Genomic DNA, 14877 nt, shown 5'->3' with positions numbered 1-14877 from the left:
CGAACGGGTCGGCGGCGGTGCAGCCGGTGGACGCCTTGCGGACGGTGCCGCATTGCCCACAGAGTCGGTGTCGCACCGCCCCACCCGGCGGCGGGTCACCGCCGCCGGGTGGGATGACCGCCGTCGAGGTCGCCTCCTCCGAAAGCGGGTCGCCGTCGACCACGGCGACCCGCCCGGCCGGCATCGATCCGACTGCGTCGACCTCGAATCGACACACTCGCGCAGGCGGATCGTCGACTGCGGCTGTCGTCGGCCCGCCGCCGATTCACACCGGGACCATCGGCGGACTTCGACGACACCGGTTGATCCGTTTCTTTCACACCTGATGTCGACTTTTCGCGGAACTGTTTCACGAATTCACTGTCGACGAATCATTGTCGACATCAACACTCGCGGGGAATGGCGACCGATCAGCTCCGATCGAATTCCCGATTCGAGCGCCGCGACCTCGGCAGGCGATCAGCGCCGACGGCGACCGACCTGCCTGCTGCCGAGAGGACCATACGGCCCCGCAGCGATGTGGTCGGCGCCGACCGTCGACTCGCCGGGGATCAGCCCGTCGGGGCCGTCACGCCGGCCGCGCGCGCCCGCTCGATGTCCGCAGGGGACGGCTCGACCCGGCTGAACTCGTCGTGGCCGAGCCGGGCGGAGCTCCACTCGTTCGCGGGCGTGCTCGACGAGGTCAGGATCCACTGGGTGTTGATCCGATCCTCGGCCTCGTCGAAGTACTGTCCGCTCCAGGTCGCGACGGAGTGAGCGTTGCGGAAGGTGTTCTCGTAGGCCACCACCCAGCCCAGCGGGATGCCCTGGCCGGTGGGCGAATCGGTGTCGTAGCGTCCGGTCAGGACGTAGGTGTTCTCCGCGTTGCCGACCGCAGACTCGTAGGTTCCGCTGAGCGACCCGTCCGTCCCGGCGGTGATGACCATGGTGGAGCCGAGCTGGTTGTACCACGTCCCGGTGATGCCGACCGTGCTCGGCGGCCCCCCGGATTCCGGGGCCTCGGCAGCACCTGCGGTGCTGGCGAACAAGGTGAACAACGCGGCGAAGATGACGGCGAACGTCCTTCTTTTTCCAAACACGGAGATCTCCTCGATGAGATGTGAGTGTTCACGTCGGCAGGCTTCGCGATCAACCCCAGAGCATCGCGAGAAGAAGCCCGCCCAGCGAGAGCCGGAGAAGTCGACGAGATTCTACTTCCCGCCTCGGCGTCACCGACCTTAATGGAGGAGAAGAAATCGAACATGACCCGTTCGAGTGGTAATAGGACGGGATTGCCGGAATAGAATGATGCGTCCGCACGCACCTAGTCCGCAGTGCCGGCGCTGCGGCGGGGCCCGGTCTCTCGCGCGCCCGGCGGCATCCGCTCGGCGGTCCGACGCCGACGCCGGAAGTGCGTCGGTGCCGGGGACGGTACAGCCGAACGACAGTAGCCAGCGACACTCGACGGCCCGTCCCCCCATGGGCACCTCAGGTCCCCCACTCACGCGAGCCGCGCGCCACGTCGACCCGGGTGGACCGGCGGCGGGCCGGGCGCTGATCAACCGGGAGCAGACCAGGACCAGTCGTCCCCGTAGACGTGGTGGATCCCCCCTCGGTAGTGGAACATCTCCTTGGCCAGCATCCCGTCCAGGCCGGGTTTTCCCGGCGACCAGGCGTTGGATTCGAACGGCTCCCCGTCGGGGGTGCCGTCCGCACCGACGACGATCGTCTCGCCTCGGGTGGAGCCGTAGTCGACGGTCAGTTCGAGCCGCCACAGATAGCGGTGTTCCGAGGTCAGGGAGGAGATCTCCAGGTCGACGGCCTCACCCTGCTCCACGGCCACCGAACGAACGTCGAGCCACGGACGCGGGCTCCCGCCGGTGGCATCGTCGTACATCAACGTGCCGCCGGGAGTGTCCAGATCCACGAAGACGTTCTCCACGTCGCCCATGCCCTGCGGAGTCTCGTGCAGCACGGTCCCGTCCAGCGGCGGTGCCTGCTCGACGACCAGCGCCCGCGCGGCGACGACCCGGACGGGCTCGCGCCGATTGCCCACCAGCGTGACGCGAAAACTGCTCCGGGTCTTGTAGATGTTCCCGACCGGCACCAGATCCGAGTCGCTCAGGACCGCGCCCCGCGCGCCGAACTCGCGCACCAGGTCGTCCTGCGGCCTGCCGTAGGTGCGCTCCAGGGTCGCCTGGTCGATCACGTCGGGGAACACCCAGGTCTGCGGTGAGACGCCGACCGGGCGGACGCGGGCGGTCACTGCGGGCTCGGCGGCCAGCCTCGCGTCTTCGAACCGGTTCGCGCCCTGCTGGGCGCGGGCCTCCTGCTCGCCTGCCTGATTCAGACTGATGCCTGCCCCCAACCAGACTCCGCCGACCGTGAGCACCGCCGGGATCATGGCCACGCTGGCCCAGGTCCACCATCGACGCCATTCCGGTTTCGCGGGAGCCTCGCGTCGACGGGATGCCCTACGTCGCCTCGATCTGCGTCCCATGTTCGCCCCCTCACGCCACCCCGAGCATAGCGCTCAGAGTCACGAGATCGACGCGGATCGTGACATCGGAGGCACCTCGTCCGGTACTGACGACCTGGCCGTCGCGTCCGCCACCCCGGCGGGTTCGAGTCTCTAAAGACACCCGCGACGAGGCCGGACGCCCACCCGCGCTGCCTGCTCGGGCTCGGCGACGAGACGGGGCGCGCTCGGCGCCGCCGGTCACCACGCGTCGTCCTGCCGCCCGCCCAGGTGCCGGGCCAGGAAGCGGTCGACCGCGCGCTGCGTGGCGATCACGTTGTCCGGACTGCGGAAGAGGTCCCCCTCGTCCTCGACCAGACACTCGGCGTCGACGTCGCGGGCGCGCAGTGCCGCCACGATCTCCTCGGCCTCGGACCGGCCCGCTCGGGCGTCCGAGGCCCGCCGGACCATCAGCAGGGGCGCGCGGAGCTGATCCAGCCTGCTGATCGGCGAGCGGGCCAGCATGTCGGTCCGCTGCGCGGGCTCGTCGGGATCGCCGACGAACAGGTGCCAGTTGTTGGCCAGGAAGGGCCGGAGCGCCTCGGGCAGCGTCCGCATGAAGCTGACGAGGTTCGACATGCCGACGTAGTCGACGGCGGCCGCGAAGAAGCCGGGGGTGAAGGTGGCGCCGACCAGCGCCGCGTAGCCGCCGTAGGCGCCGCCGAAGATCGCGATCCGATCGGGATCGGCGTAGCCCTGCCGCACGGCCCAGGTGGCGGCGTCGACGAGGTCGTGGTGCATCTTCCCGGCGAACTCCCCGATGGCGGCCTTGACGAAGGCCTTGCCGAAGCCGGTCGACCCGCGGAAGTTCACCTGGAGCACCGCGTAGCCGCGATTGGCCAACTGCTGGACGACCGGGTGGTAGCCCCAGCCGTCCCGGAACCACGGACCGCCGTGGACTACCAGGACCAACGGCAGCCCGGCAGGCTCCACCCCGACCGGCAGCGTCAGATACGAGGGCAGCGCGACCCCGTCGCGGGCGGGGATCGTGACCGGCGTCATCGGCGCCAGCGCCTCGGCGTCCAGCGCCGGATACGCGCGGAAGAGCAGTCTGCTCTCCCCCGTCGCATGGTCGTAGAGGAAGGTGGCCCCTGGATCACGATCATGACCGAAGGAGACGAGCCACCTCCGCTCGCTCTCGTCCGAGGACACCGCGGCGAGATCGCCGTCGGAGAGCTTCTCCAGGTTCGCCAGCACTTCGGCGAACCGGGGGTCCAGGGCGTGGATCACCTGCCGCTCGCCCAGATAACGAGCCCCGATCAGTTCTCCCGTCCCCCGGCGGAGGATGAGCGGCGGCGGAAGCGCGGGAGCCACGGCGGAGCGGGTGTCCAGGTCGAACGTCGAATGGCTGTCGACCTCGGACTCCGCCCCGGTGGCCAGGTCGACTCGGACCAGCCGGGTCCGATCGCTGCCCCGGTTGGAGCCGATCCACAGCCCGGTCCCGTCCGGGGTGATCTGGGTCGGGTAGACGGACATCGGGTAGTCGGCGCCCTCACACAGCATGACCGGCGTCAACATCTTCGTGGCACCGTCCCACCGCGACAGTTCGATGTCGCCGTCGATCGTCAGGACGAAGGCGAACACGTCCCCCTCGGGACCGCACAGCCAGCCGCCGACGTCGCCGGGGCTCTGCGCCAGCATCACGAGCTCACCGCTGGCGATGTCGACCTCGTAGAGATCCAGCGCATCGAGCCGCTCACTGCTCAGCGTGAGGATCGCCTTCCCTGGTCGGCAGGCGGGAAGCTCGAACTGGGCGACCACCGCGCCGGGAGAGGGCGTGAGGTCGACGATCGGCGCGGCCGGGTCCGCGAGATCCACCCGGTGGAGGTGGCCGAGGTCGTCACCGCCGCCGCTGTGGGTGTAGAGCAGCCACCGAGGATCATCGGTCCAGCGGTAGTCCCGCACGTCGCGAGCCTCCTCGGCGGTCACACACCGCGCGGCCTCGTCGACGTCGATGCGCTGCACCCACACGTTCAGGCGGTTCCGCCACGGCGCCAGGTAGGCGATCCTGGTCCCGTCCGGCGAGATCGACGCCCGGCTGTGGGAAGGAGAGGTGAAGAACTCCTCCACGGTGATGAATCTCGGCAACGCCATGTCGATCCTTTCGCTTGCTCGGTGACGACACGCGTGCTCGGTGACGACACGCGCCGGGCCGTCTGTATGGAGTTCCGCCCCGGCGGAGCAGACCTTCGGGTGTCCATCGGCGCACTGCGCCGGTTCAGGAGAAGCCCTGCCGCTACGGCACACTCAAGCCCGACGATGGTGATCCACGTCACTTGGCACTGGACTGCGTCGTCGCCGCGGGGCGTCGCACACGTCGATGGGCCGGTCTCGTAACGGTATGGTCTCCGTCGTTGTGCAAGTCGGCGAATCCGCGCCGACGGCTCGGTTGCGCGGAGGGTGGACAGTCGTGGCGTGGAGCACCCGCCAGCTCGCGGAGCTTGCCGGGACGAGTCTGCGGGCCGTGCGGCACTATCACGCCGTCGGCCTGCTCACCGAACCCGAACGAGGCTCCAACGGCTACAAGCGCTACGGCGTGGCGCACCTCGTCCGCCTGCTGCGCATCAAGCGGCTGGCCGAACTCGGCTTCTCGTTGACGCAGATCGCCGACATGGGCGACGCCGACGAACACCCGGAGCAGGAGCTGCGCGCACTGGACGCCGAGCTCGCCGAGACCATCGAACGCCTGCAACGGGTGCGCGCCGAACTCGCGGTCACCCTGGAGCAGACCGCACCGACCGATCTGCCGACCGAGCTGGGCCTGTCCACCTCCGACATGAGCCTCAGCGAGGCCGACCGAGCATTCATCGTGGTCCTGTCCAGGGTGCTCGGCCGGGAGGCTCTCAACACCTACGCTCAGCTGCTGAGAACCACCGAGCCGCACCCCGCTGACAACGACCTCACCGACCTGCCGCCCGATGCCGACGACCAGACCCGCCACGAGCTGGCCAAGCGACTGGCCGCCCACGTCAGCGACCTCGACGCCCGGCATCCCGGACTCCTGGACGTGAGTCAGGACACGCCGCTCGGCAAGTACGTCACAGCACAGACGCTCGGCGTGGCCATCACCGATCTCTACAACCCGGCGCAGATCGACGTCATGCAGCGCATGAGCAAGATACTGAGGGCTTCCGAGGAGCCCGATGGGGACGGCGACGGGGGCTGAAGCGGACTTCCCGGCGGGCGTCCGGCTTGCCTGCGGAACAGGCGGAGGTGGCGGGTGCGCGACCGCCTGCCGTCTTTGGACCGGGAGAGTGCCGGTCCGGGGTCGGGTGGCGGCGGGTCGGTGCCACAACGACTCCCCTGCGTTCACCCGACATAGGTGCGGCAGTGGTGATCCGCACCGGCCCGGAAGGGCCCGTGTCACGTCGCCCCGGCCGCCGTTTTCCGGCCGCTCCTCGCGTTGCGATCCCCACCGGCCCCGAAGGGCCGGTGCCACAGGCGGCCGTAGAGCGGCAGGCCCTGCGATTTCACCCCGTTGCGATCCTCACCGGCCCTGAAGGGCCGGTGCCACCGGGGCTCCGCCTCCACAGCTCACCCCGGCCGGGATTGTTGCGATCCTCACCGGCTCCGAAGGGCCGGTGCCACACTTCTCTGTTACTCGACCGATCGCAGGTGTCGACCAGTTGCGATCCTCACCGGCCCCGAAGGGCCGGTGCCACCGGGGGCGAGCACCAACCAGGGAGCACCTGTGCCCGACGTTGCGATCCTCACCGGCCCCGAAGGGCCGGTGCCACCTGGGAGTGGCTCGCCGGTTTCGTCGAGCCATTCCCCGGTTGCGATCCTCACCGGCCCCGAAGGGCCGGTGCCACCAAACGCACCGAGTACTACGAGATGCTGGAGATTTTGTTGCGATCCTCACCGGCCCCGAAGGGCCGGTGCCACCGCCACTGATCTACGGCCTCATCGCCCCTTCGAGGGGTTGCGATCCTCACCGGCCCCGAAGGGCCGGTGCCACCCGCGCTGTTGGGGTGGAGATCCCCGCGACGCGCATCCGTTGCGATCCTCACCGGCCCCGAAGGGCCGGTGCCACCGGTACAGGGTGGACGGAGACGTTCTGCGGACGCATCGGGTTGCGATCCTCACCGGCCCCGAAGGGCCGGTGCCACGCCGGGCATCTGGCGGACCGCCCGGATCTCGTCGCCGTTGCGATCCTCACCGGCCCCGAAGGGCCGGTGCCACCGTGGCCCGGCACTACAAAGGCCACCCGCTCTACGCCGTTGCGATCCTCACCGGCCCCGAAGGGCCGGTGCCACTCGGTTCACCCGATCGGCGGACTAGACAGGGTGTTCGGTTGCGATCCTCACCGGCCCCGAAGGGCCGGTGCCACCCTGCTTGTACAGGGGTATTGCCTTCTCAAACGCCTCGAGGTTATCGAGTGGTGACCGACACGCCCGAAAGGCACTTCGGACTGACACGGCGTGTCGCCCGACGCTCATCTTCCTCAAGCGCCAGGACTCAGTAGATCAGCGGTGCGCCATGCGGCGCCTCGGGCGAGCGGCCGAGGTGTTGAGCCTTGCCGAGTGCCCCCACGTTCATCTGGTAGACCCGGATGCTGTCCTGGTCGCCGTCGATCACGTCGAGCAGGCGCTTCTTCATGATCATCCAGTCGACGTCGGAGCACACGATCTCGAACACCGACTTCTGCACCCGCAGCCCGTAGGCCTCGCACACCTTCGCGACGCGCCGTAGGCGCCGAGCGCCGTCCGGCGTGGTGGTGTCGACGTCGTAGGTGACCAGCAGTTCCATCGTCAGCTCGCGATCCACGGGGTATAGGCGGGCTCGTCGCCTCGCAGATGACGAGCGAACAGCCGGGTCTGCACGATGGGCAGTAGCGCAGCAGGAACGTCGCGGTTCAGCCCGCTGTGCCGCCACGCTCGTTCCCTCGCCTGGGACCACTCGGTCAGCACGAGGGCACGGCCCTCATCGGTCAACGCGACGCCGCCCGCCGGATCGGATCGAGTGTGCGCGGCGGTGATACGCCGCCGGTTGAACAGCGTGAGCACCAGTCGATCGACCAGCAGCGGACGCAGCTCCTCCATGAGATCCAGCGCGAGCGACGGTTTTCCAGGGCGGACCCCGTGCAGGTAACCGATATAGGGATCGAGCCCCCGTTGCTCGAGAGCGCCGATCACCGCCACCCTCAACATGCCGTAGCAGAACGACAGCACGCAGTTGAACGGATTCTCCGGTGGGCGCCTGCTACGTCCCGGTGGAACGCCTTTGGCCAACAGCGGCATGGCCTCGAAGTAGGCGCGAGCGGCATTGCCCTCGATGCCGAGCAGTTCCGTCAATGACCCGCAGGAGGCCACCGCGACCAGCGCCTCGGCATGGCGTTCGGCGATCGCGCGGATGCCGCTCTGCCGTGCGCCGTCGGCGTCCCGCGCGATTCGTAACAGCAGCTGCCGATAGTTCTGCAGCTTCCCCGCGACCACGGACTTCGCGATCGTCAGGCGTCGTGCCGCGTCGTCGTACGCGCGGACCTGTTCCAGCCGAAGCAGCGGATTACCCAGCTGCGCTCCCCCGGCCCGGCCGAGGAAGCGGCCGTTGCGCGTCAACCACGTGATGCCTCGATCGTCGGCGAGACAACGCAGCATGAGTTCGTCGCTGACGTCGACTCCCCGCCACACCACGAGCTGATCGATCCGGATCAGCGGCTGGATGTGCCGTCCGGGGCGCTCCGGGTGATGGATCCGAATCGTGTCGCCCTCCAGATGCAGGCTGGTGCCCGGTGTGGAGACGAACAGCGTGCGCAGCAGCTCAGTCATCCCACCGTCCTAACGGCAGTGGCACGAACAGCGAAGAGGCGTCGATGCGGGCGTCGGGCATACAGCCTTCCTTCAGAGAGCAGCGATCACACCGCCGGTCGTTGACCGGTGGCGGCAGCGATCCAGCGCGTAACACCGCACGCAGCCGTGCCACGACGTCACGAAGTCGGGCCTGCAGCGCGTCGTCGACCACGACCTCGTGACGTCGGCGCTGCCGGCCGGCGAAGATCACCCCGTGTGGCACGTCGGCGGAGAACATGCCGCGCAGGCAGATCACCTGCGCGGCCACCTGAAGATCAGCGGCGCTGCCAGGCCGATAGCTTCCGGACTTGTGCTCGACCGGAATCGGCTGTCCGTCCGGGAACTCCACGACATCGCAGATGCCGTGGACCCCGAGCGTGGTGTCGCTGACCTCCAGGGCGGTCCAGGTCCGTACTCCCGTCCGGGAGACGCCGGGACCGCCCGCGTCGACGACCTCGTGGGCGAAGTGTCCCCGCTGCGTGTCGACGTTGTCGGCGAAGTAACGGTCCAGATGGATCAGGGCGGCCTGCCGAGGGCAGTAGCCGAAGTGCTCGATCGCCGAGATCGGGATGCTGGTCCACTCCTGCTCGGTGGGTGACTCGTCCACCTCGACCCCGGCTCAGGCGATGAGCTTGGTGACGGTGATCCCGGCAGGCAGGTCGTCGGCGGCGACGGAGACGACGTAATCGCCGAAGGACCGAGGCGGCAGGTCCGCATCCGGGTCGACCTTGTTCACGGAGACGCGCCCGGCGAGCTTATGCGCGGGGGCGTTGCCGAAGGCGTTGTCATGGCTGAACACGTACAGTCCTCGGGCCGTCATCGTGCCGCGCGCCGACGAGCGGTCGTGGTCGAACATCATCTCCAGGCTGCGATAGAGCAGTTCGAAGTCGCGACTGTCCACGCCGGTCTGAGCGCCTCGGGAGGCGGAGTAGTAGAGCTCGGCCTTGTAGAGCCCGTAGGGGACGGTCCACTTGCTGCCCATCTCGGTGGACTCGCCCTTGTCGATGTCTGGCTGGGTCGTCTGGGTGACGCGGGTGATCGTGTGCTGCTGCGGCGCCACCGGATCGAAGCTGCGGGCGTTGGTGACCTGCAGCGGACCGTAGATCTGGCCGAGGGCCTTCGTGTCTCCGGTGCTCAGCACCGCACCGAAGAGCCGGATGTCGGCGTAGCGCTCGGTGAGCCAGGATCGCCCGGCCTGCAACTCCTCCTCAGTAAGGCGCTTCTTGTTCGAGTCGAGGTTGTTGGCGGTCATCGTCTCCGCCGCGCGGGTGTTCAGCGCGTGACCCGCCTCCACGAAGATCCCGTACCGGGAGTCGCCGTCGGCGGCCAGCGGGAGGGTGTTGCGGATCTTGCGCTTGATCGCGACATCGGTGACCAGACCGTGGCCCGACTCCTCGTCCATCCGAGGCCGGTTGCCGAAGTCCGGATCGCCGTTGGGGTTTCCGTCCGTGACGTCGAACAGGAACACCATGTCGTGGCGGACGGTGGGGTCGAGGTGCGCCGGAGTGCTCATGCGAGAGCGTGCCTTTCGTGAGAATCGCCCTAAGCCGGGCGGAGCAGCGAGAGCGGGATGACGGGGGTACGTCGGTCAGGACTGCGCGGCCTTGCGGGCCCGGGCCTGTTCCCTGTCGTGGGCGCGTTGCTGGTGGTAACCGAGGACGAACTGCATCTGCCTGCGGGCAGGCAGATACGTCGGGAGCGGCTTGCTCGCGTCGGCCAGATCGGCGATCAGGTCCAGCGTCTCGGCGAATGCCACGGCCTTGGCCCGGGTATTCGGGCGCCGCCGGAGCTTGGCCAGCCAGGCCGAGGCGAGCTTGCGTCCTGCGGCCACGGCGGGCGTGGGATTGGCGACGGCACCTGCGAGATGTCGATCGCCGAAGGTCGCGTTGAGCTTGCCCTCGCTGGCGGCATACTGGATCTGTTCCAACACCGAGAAGATGCGGCCGAACAGATACGCGGTGTCCTGATTCTTCTCGTCGAGACCGGCGGTCACGGAGGGCTCCTTTTTTTTCGGATCGCATAGCGCCAGACGCAGGAGCGCGGCGCGGGCAGAGTCGATGTGTCCGTCGGCGCCGATGCGGCGCAGTACGTGGTGCGGCACCGACGGCGGTAGAGCGACGCCCCGCAGGGCGCGGGCGAGCAGGTCACGCTGGATGTGTTCCGGGCGGCGGGCGGAGCGGGAGCTGTGGTCGGCGTAGCGGCTGCCTTCCCACCGGCCGGTCGCCATCAGCAGGATGGCGAGTCCGTGACGCTGCGGCTCGTCCTCCCATTCGGAGACCATGTGCGAGTGCTCGTGCCAGAGCGCGAGGTTGCGCAGCGCCGAGGTCAGCGGCATGTCGATCCAGTCCCGGACCATGATCCGAGAGTTGTTTCCGCCGAGAGTGACCGAGCAGAAGCGCTCCGAACTCTCCTGTTGGTCGGCCAGCGCGGCAGCCCGATCCAGATCACCGGAGCGGAGCCGCGAGAGGAGCCGCCGGACCGCGCCGGGGTCCGCGGTGCGGGGCATCACGTCGTAGACGTCACGCGGAGGGGCCCCGACGACCCACCAGGCCATGACGCTGTCCTGGCCGGGCAGCCGATAGGCGTGCTCCGAGCCCAGCAGGTGGGTCAGGCCGGTGCTGAAGGCATTGCCGCAGGTGAAGCAGATCGGAGTGTGCGCGAGGCTCGTGGTCAGGCCGTAGCCGAAGACGTTCTCGTTGACGCTGACCAGCGCGACGTCATTACCCGCTCCCGGCACCAGACGCGCGGCGATCTTGGTGGGGATCGTCTTGACCAGCGCACCGTGCCGCCCGCAGACCAGGCACAACCCGGCGGCGGCGTCCTTGCCGCTCTTGCGCCGGGTGACCTCGTCGGTCCAGAACCGGATCGCCGAGTGGGCCTTGCTGAGCAGCTGCCCGTCCACCGCGAGTAGCACGCCCTGTTTTGCCCCGTACCCCTCCGGGCGCTCCCAGTGGGTGTAGTCGCCGTCCCGATAGAAGGCCCGCACCGTCTCGGCGGCGGGCTCGTGCCCGGCGGTGTCGGCCCACGCCGAGACCAGCTCGATGAACTGCTGATGGCACTGCGCGACACGGTCCGGCTTGGTGGTGTCGTCCCCCCATCCGAGCACGTACTGGACGTCGTCGGCGCCCAACTGCGCGGCGACCTGGATCGAGCGCGTCATCGCGGGCGTCGACTCCCGAAATCCCCGGAGCCGTCCCTTGGCATCGGGTTCTCGGATGTCGGTCAGACGGGCCGGGCGGCCGTCGCTGAAGAGATCGATCCGCCAGACGAACTCCCGTTCCCGGTGGAACGGCGCGCTGTCGGTGGTCTCCTCGGCGTACTGCACCAAGCGCTGCAGCAACATCATGCCCCCACTGGTTGAGCTGCGGTGATTCCGGTGCGGGGGATGTGCATCCGACCGTTCTCCAGTCGCGCGGTGAACCAGGAGAAGGCGACGTCCTCTCCCCTGCGCCGCACGCTGTGCAGCATCACCCCGAGATCGGAGTGGCCGGTGATCCGCTCCCGCTCGTCGATCTTTCCGAAATAGGCGCTGAACTCCCGAGTTCCCAGATACGGCTGGTGGAAGCACTGGCCGCGCTCGACGCGCCTGCGGAACTGGTCGCGGTAGGCAGCCTCGTTCTTCGTGGCATGCGGCTCCAGTTCAACATGCGCATGGATGCGATAGGCCACGTCCCGCAGACACACCGCATGACGTTGCGTCCGATTCTCTGCGGTGTCGACGGTCCGGCGGCGCAGCAAGGCATCCGACGGCGACACCAGATCCGTGGTCTCGTTGCGGCGCTGAGTGAACTGCCGAATCGGGTTGAGCACGTCGATCGCCACCGGCCGCCACCGGAACTCCGGCTTCCAGAAGATCGCCTCCAGCACCCCGATCGCCGCCGTCGGCGTCATCACCGGATAGCTCACCCGTTCGGCCTTCAGCTCAGGGCGGGTGAACAACGCGCCCGGCCCCCAGACCTGCACACTCACCGGCGGCTCCCCCGACGCCGACGGCGATAGTTCCTCCCTCACCAGACCTCCTGCTCAGTCGAACCTGTCGTGTCAAGGCCGTAGGCCCGGTCGTAGGAACCGCGCCATTCATAGAGATCACCGAGGAGCGGCCGACACAACGCCACCACGGCCGGGTCGTCTACGACTCGACGAGGCAGCGACACCACGAAGGGCTGGAGTCTGCGCAGCAGCCGCCCCGCCTCCTCGGGATGTCGCGCGAGCCGCTCCACCAGTTCGGCGGCGGGCGTCGTCCCGTCGTCCTCGGTCACCACGACCGGGACGGTGTCGTCGTCGAGCATCCGAAAGGCCAGCGTCGAATCCCGAACCTGACCCGTTCCGCCCGCGTGCGGCGGCCCCTCGGCGACCGAGAGAAAGTCGAGCCTGCGCCGGTTGTCCTGGATCGCCCTCGCCCGAGCGCCGTTCTCGGCGTTCGACCGCTGATACAACGCGCGGTAATAGACGTCCAGCGCGTCGAGGTCGTCCGGGTCGACCACGCCTGCATCCTGCTGGCCGAACACCTCCCCGGTCACCTTCGTCCCGATCCGATAGCCCGACGGAGCGGACATGTCCTCCGCGTCGAAGACCACCACCAGGCCCGTCTCGGCACGCCCCTCCCGGTTCGCGCGGCCCGCCGCCTGCTGCAACGCCTCCGCCGGGGCGAACGCCCGGAACACCACCGGAAAGTCGACGTCGACACCGGCCTCGATGAGCTGCGTCGACACCAGCCGTACCGGCTCTTTCTCGGAGAGAAGGCGCTGCACCGTCGCCAGCACCCGCCTGCGGTGACCCGGATACATCCGAGTCGACAGATGGAAGACGTCGCCGAAGCCCCGGCCCGCCCAGGATTGATAGATCTCGCGGGCGTCGGCGATCGTGTTCACCACGACCAACACCTGATCGTGTTCGACCGCCGCCTCGGCCACCTCGACGAGGGTCGGCCTAGGATCCAGCCACCAGCGGTACACCACCCGACGCATCTGCCGGAACAGCTCACGGGGCTCGTCCACCACGTCGTGCACGCGCAGTTCGCTCCAGACGTCGAGAGCCTGAAACGACGGCTGCGTCGCCGAGGTCAACAACACCGTCGTGCCGAACTCCTCGGACAGGATTCGCAGTGCATCGAGGATCGGCGTGAGCACTCGCAGGGGAAGCGCCTGTACCTCGTCCAAGACGACCACCGCGTTGGCCAGCCGGTGCAGCTTGCGCATCTGCGACGACTTACGGCCGAACAACGAGTCGAAGAGCTGCACGGTGGTGGTCACGACGAACGGGCTGTCCCAGTTCTCCACCGCGGCCCGAAGCCGCTGTTCCTGCGCCCCGGCATCGGTCGAATGCTCAGCAGGCCGCACTGCCGAGTGATGTTCCAGCACCGCATCAGGCCCCAGCAGCGATCGGTAGACCCCGGCGTTCTGCTCGGTCACCGTGATGAAGGGGACCGCGACGATCACCCGCCGCATTCCGTGCTCCGCCGCGTGATGCAGTGCGAATCCGCCTGCGGCCAGCGTCTTCCCCACTCCGGTGGGGGCAGGCATGCGAAAGATCCCCGGCTTCTCGGCGGCATGTTCGATCGCACGTCGATACACCTGTCGACGGACGTCGTCCAGTGGAGACTGATCACGATGCGCCAGGTGCGCCGCACGCCCGGCCTCGAACCGGTCGCGCAACACGGCCAGGTCGGTGTCCGGTCGGACCTCGGGTGCGGAACGACCTGCGAAATGCGCCGCCGTGTCGAGATGGTCTGCGTCCACCAAGGCCGAGAACGCCAACCGGATGCCCAAGTCGAGGATCGATTCGGACCGTCGCCAGTGCTGTGGAAGCAGGGAGCCCGGTGGAAGATCCAGCACGCGCTCGGCGTCCTCGACCTCGGCGAGAAAGGCACGCACGGTCACCTGATCCGGTTGCGTCTCCAAGAGGTCGTGCAAGGCGCCGAGTTCGGTGAGACCGCCGTGGTGCCCAAGAATCGCCAACGCCGCCGGGCCGGCAACGGAACTCAAGAGGTGCGCGCCCAGCTGCTTGTGCGGGACCCCGACCGCACCCTTGTGCACGTCGGCCTTGCGCAGACCGTCCTGCCAGGACGAACAGGCCTTGCCTGCATCATGGAAAAGCCCGAGCGCGTAGCCGAGATCGCCTGCGCGGAACTCCGCAGCGAAGCGCTGAGCGAGTTCGGCAGTGGACAGGGCATGATCGGAGAGGACATGCCACTCCCCCCGCTCATTGGAACTGTGAGCCCACATCCCCCGCGCTCCTGTCACACTGTGGGTGTCCCGACGACCGTCACCGACGGGCGAGACGATACACAGGGTGACTGATTGACTTCGGTGGGCGGCGCGATAGTCGTCGTTGACCGCACTCGGCCACGCCGCTCGCCCAGCGATCGAGCGCCAAGCTTCGCGCGGCAGCAACCAGGGACGACGGCTCTAGATCCGGGCGGTAGCCTGATCGCGTCCCTGCGACGGCGATCGGCGCACATCAGCGCCGGCTCCGCAGGTCAGCCCCTGTGAGGATCGCAACGTCCATCGTCACGTGCCAGCGGTGGACAAGGTCGCGGTGTCTGTCGACCTGCTCAGAATTTCTGGTCGGTGCGGCCGTCAGCAGCTAGGT

Annotated in this window: 11 protein-coding genes and 1 CRISPR repeat array; of the genes, 1 reads left to right on the top strand and 10 read right to left on the bottom strand. The window is 68.4% G+C overall.

Features of this window, described 5'->3' with window-relative positions:
* Positions 1–551: 551 nt before the first annotated feature.
* The 3 genes from UA75_RS13985 to UA75_RS13975 form a co-directional block, all read right to left on the bottom strand.
* Positions 552–1079 (bottom strand): avidin/streptavidin family protein, encoded by a 528-nt coding sequence (locus UA75_RS13985; RefSeq protein ID WP_198043019.1) that lies wholly within the window; start codon positions 1077–1079, stop codon positions 552–554.
* Between the two features lie 458 nt (positions 1080–1537).
* Positions 1538–2389 carry a hypothetical protein gene (locus UA75_RS13980; RefSeq protein WP_157434167.1) on the bottom strand — a complete coding sequence of 284 codons (852 nt, stop codon included), beginning with the start codon at positions 2387–2389 and terminating at the stop codon, positions 1538–1540.
* A gap of 309 nt (positions 2390–2698) precedes the next feature.
* Positions 2699–4591 (bottom strand): alpha/beta hydrolase family protein, encoded by a 1893-nt coding sequence (locus UA75_RS13975; RefSeq protein WP_075740613.1) that lies wholly within the window; start codon positions 4589–4591, stop codon positions 2699–2701.
* Between the two features lie 316 nt (positions 4592–4907).
* Between UA75_RS13975 and UA75_RS13970 the strand changes: the two genes are divergently transcribed.
* Positions 4908–5663: a MerR family transcriptional regulator gene (locus UA75_RS13970; protein ID WP_075740612.1), complete on the top strand. Its 756-nt coding sequence runs from the start codon at positions 4908–4910 to the stop codon at positions 5661–5663.
* A 164-nt stretch (positions 5664–5827) separates the two neighbouring features.
* Positions 5828–6827: a CRISPR direct-repeat array (repeat unit 37 nt; unit sequence GTTGCGATCCTCACCGGCCCCGAAGGGCCGGTGCCAC).
* Between the two features lie 128 nt (positions 6828–6955).
* Here UA75_RS13970 and cas2 read toward each other — a convergent pair.
* The 7 genes from cas2 to UA75_RS13935 form a co-directional block, all read right to left on the bottom strand.
* Positions 6956–7264 carry a CRISPR-associated endonuclease Cas2 gene (gene cas2 / locus UA75_RS13965; protein WP_075740611.1) on the bottom strand — a complete coding sequence of 103 codons (309 nt, stop codon included), beginning with the start codon at positions 7262–7264 and terminating at the stop codon, positions 6956–6958.
* Positions 7249–8265, bottom strand: a complete 1017-nt coding sequence (gene cas1 / locus UA75_RS13960; RefSeq protein WP_075740610.1) for a CRISPR-associated endonuclease Cas1 — start codon at positions 8263–8265, stop codon at positions 7249–7251. The genes cas2 and cas1 overlap by 16 nt, the downstream gene beginning before the upstream one ends.
* Complete coding sequence (cas4, locus tag UA75_RS13955) at positions 8258–8893, bottom strand: CRISPR-associated protein Cas4 (RefSeq protein ID WP_075740609.1); 636 nt, start codon at positions 8891–8893, stop codon at positions 8258–8260. The genes cas1 and cas4 overlap by 8 nt, the downstream gene beginning before the upstream one ends.
* 12 nt (positions 8894–8905) lie before the next feature.
* Positions 8906–9799 carry a type I-C CRISPR-associated protein Cas7/Csd2 gene (gene cas7c / locus UA75_RS13950; RefSeq protein WP_075740608.1) on the bottom strand — a complete coding sequence of 298 codons (894 nt, stop codon included), beginning with the start codon at positions 9797–9799 and terminating at the stop codon, positions 8906–8908.
* Between the two features lie 75 nt (positions 9800–9874).
* Positions 9875–11632 carry a type I-C CRISPR-associated protein Cas8c/Csd1 gene (gene cas8c, locus UA75_RS13945; protein WP_232237750.1) on the bottom strand — a complete coding sequence of 586 codons (1758 nt, stop codon included), beginning with the start codon at positions 11630–11632 and terminating at the stop codon, positions 9875–9877.
* Positions 11629–12297 (bottom strand): type I-C CRISPR-associated protein Cas5c, encoded by a 669-nt coding sequence (gene cas5c, locus UA75_RS13940; protein ID WP_075740606.1) that lies wholly within the window; start codon positions 12295–12297, stop codon positions 11629–11631. The genes cas8c and cas5c overlap by 4 nt, the downstream gene beginning before the upstream one ends.
* Complete coding sequence (locus UA75_RS13935) at positions 12294–14510, bottom strand: CRISPR-associated helicase/endonuclease Cas3 (RefSeq protein WP_083683193.1); 2217 nt, start codon at positions 14508–14510, stop codon at positions 12294–12296. The genes cas5c and UA75_RS13935 overlap by 4 nt, the downstream gene beginning before the upstream one ends.
* Between the last annotated feature and the right edge of the window lie 367 nt (positions 14511–14877).

Origin of the sequence: Actinoalloteichus sp. GBA129-24 (assembly GCF_001941645.1) — a bacterium.
GTDB lineage: Bacteria > Actinomycetota > Actinomycetes > Mycobacteriales > Pseudonocardiaceae > Actinoalloteichus_A > Actinoalloteichus_A fjordicus.
Note: the sequence above shows the minus strand (reverse complement) of the source record. Positions and strands in the feature narration are given on the sequence as shown.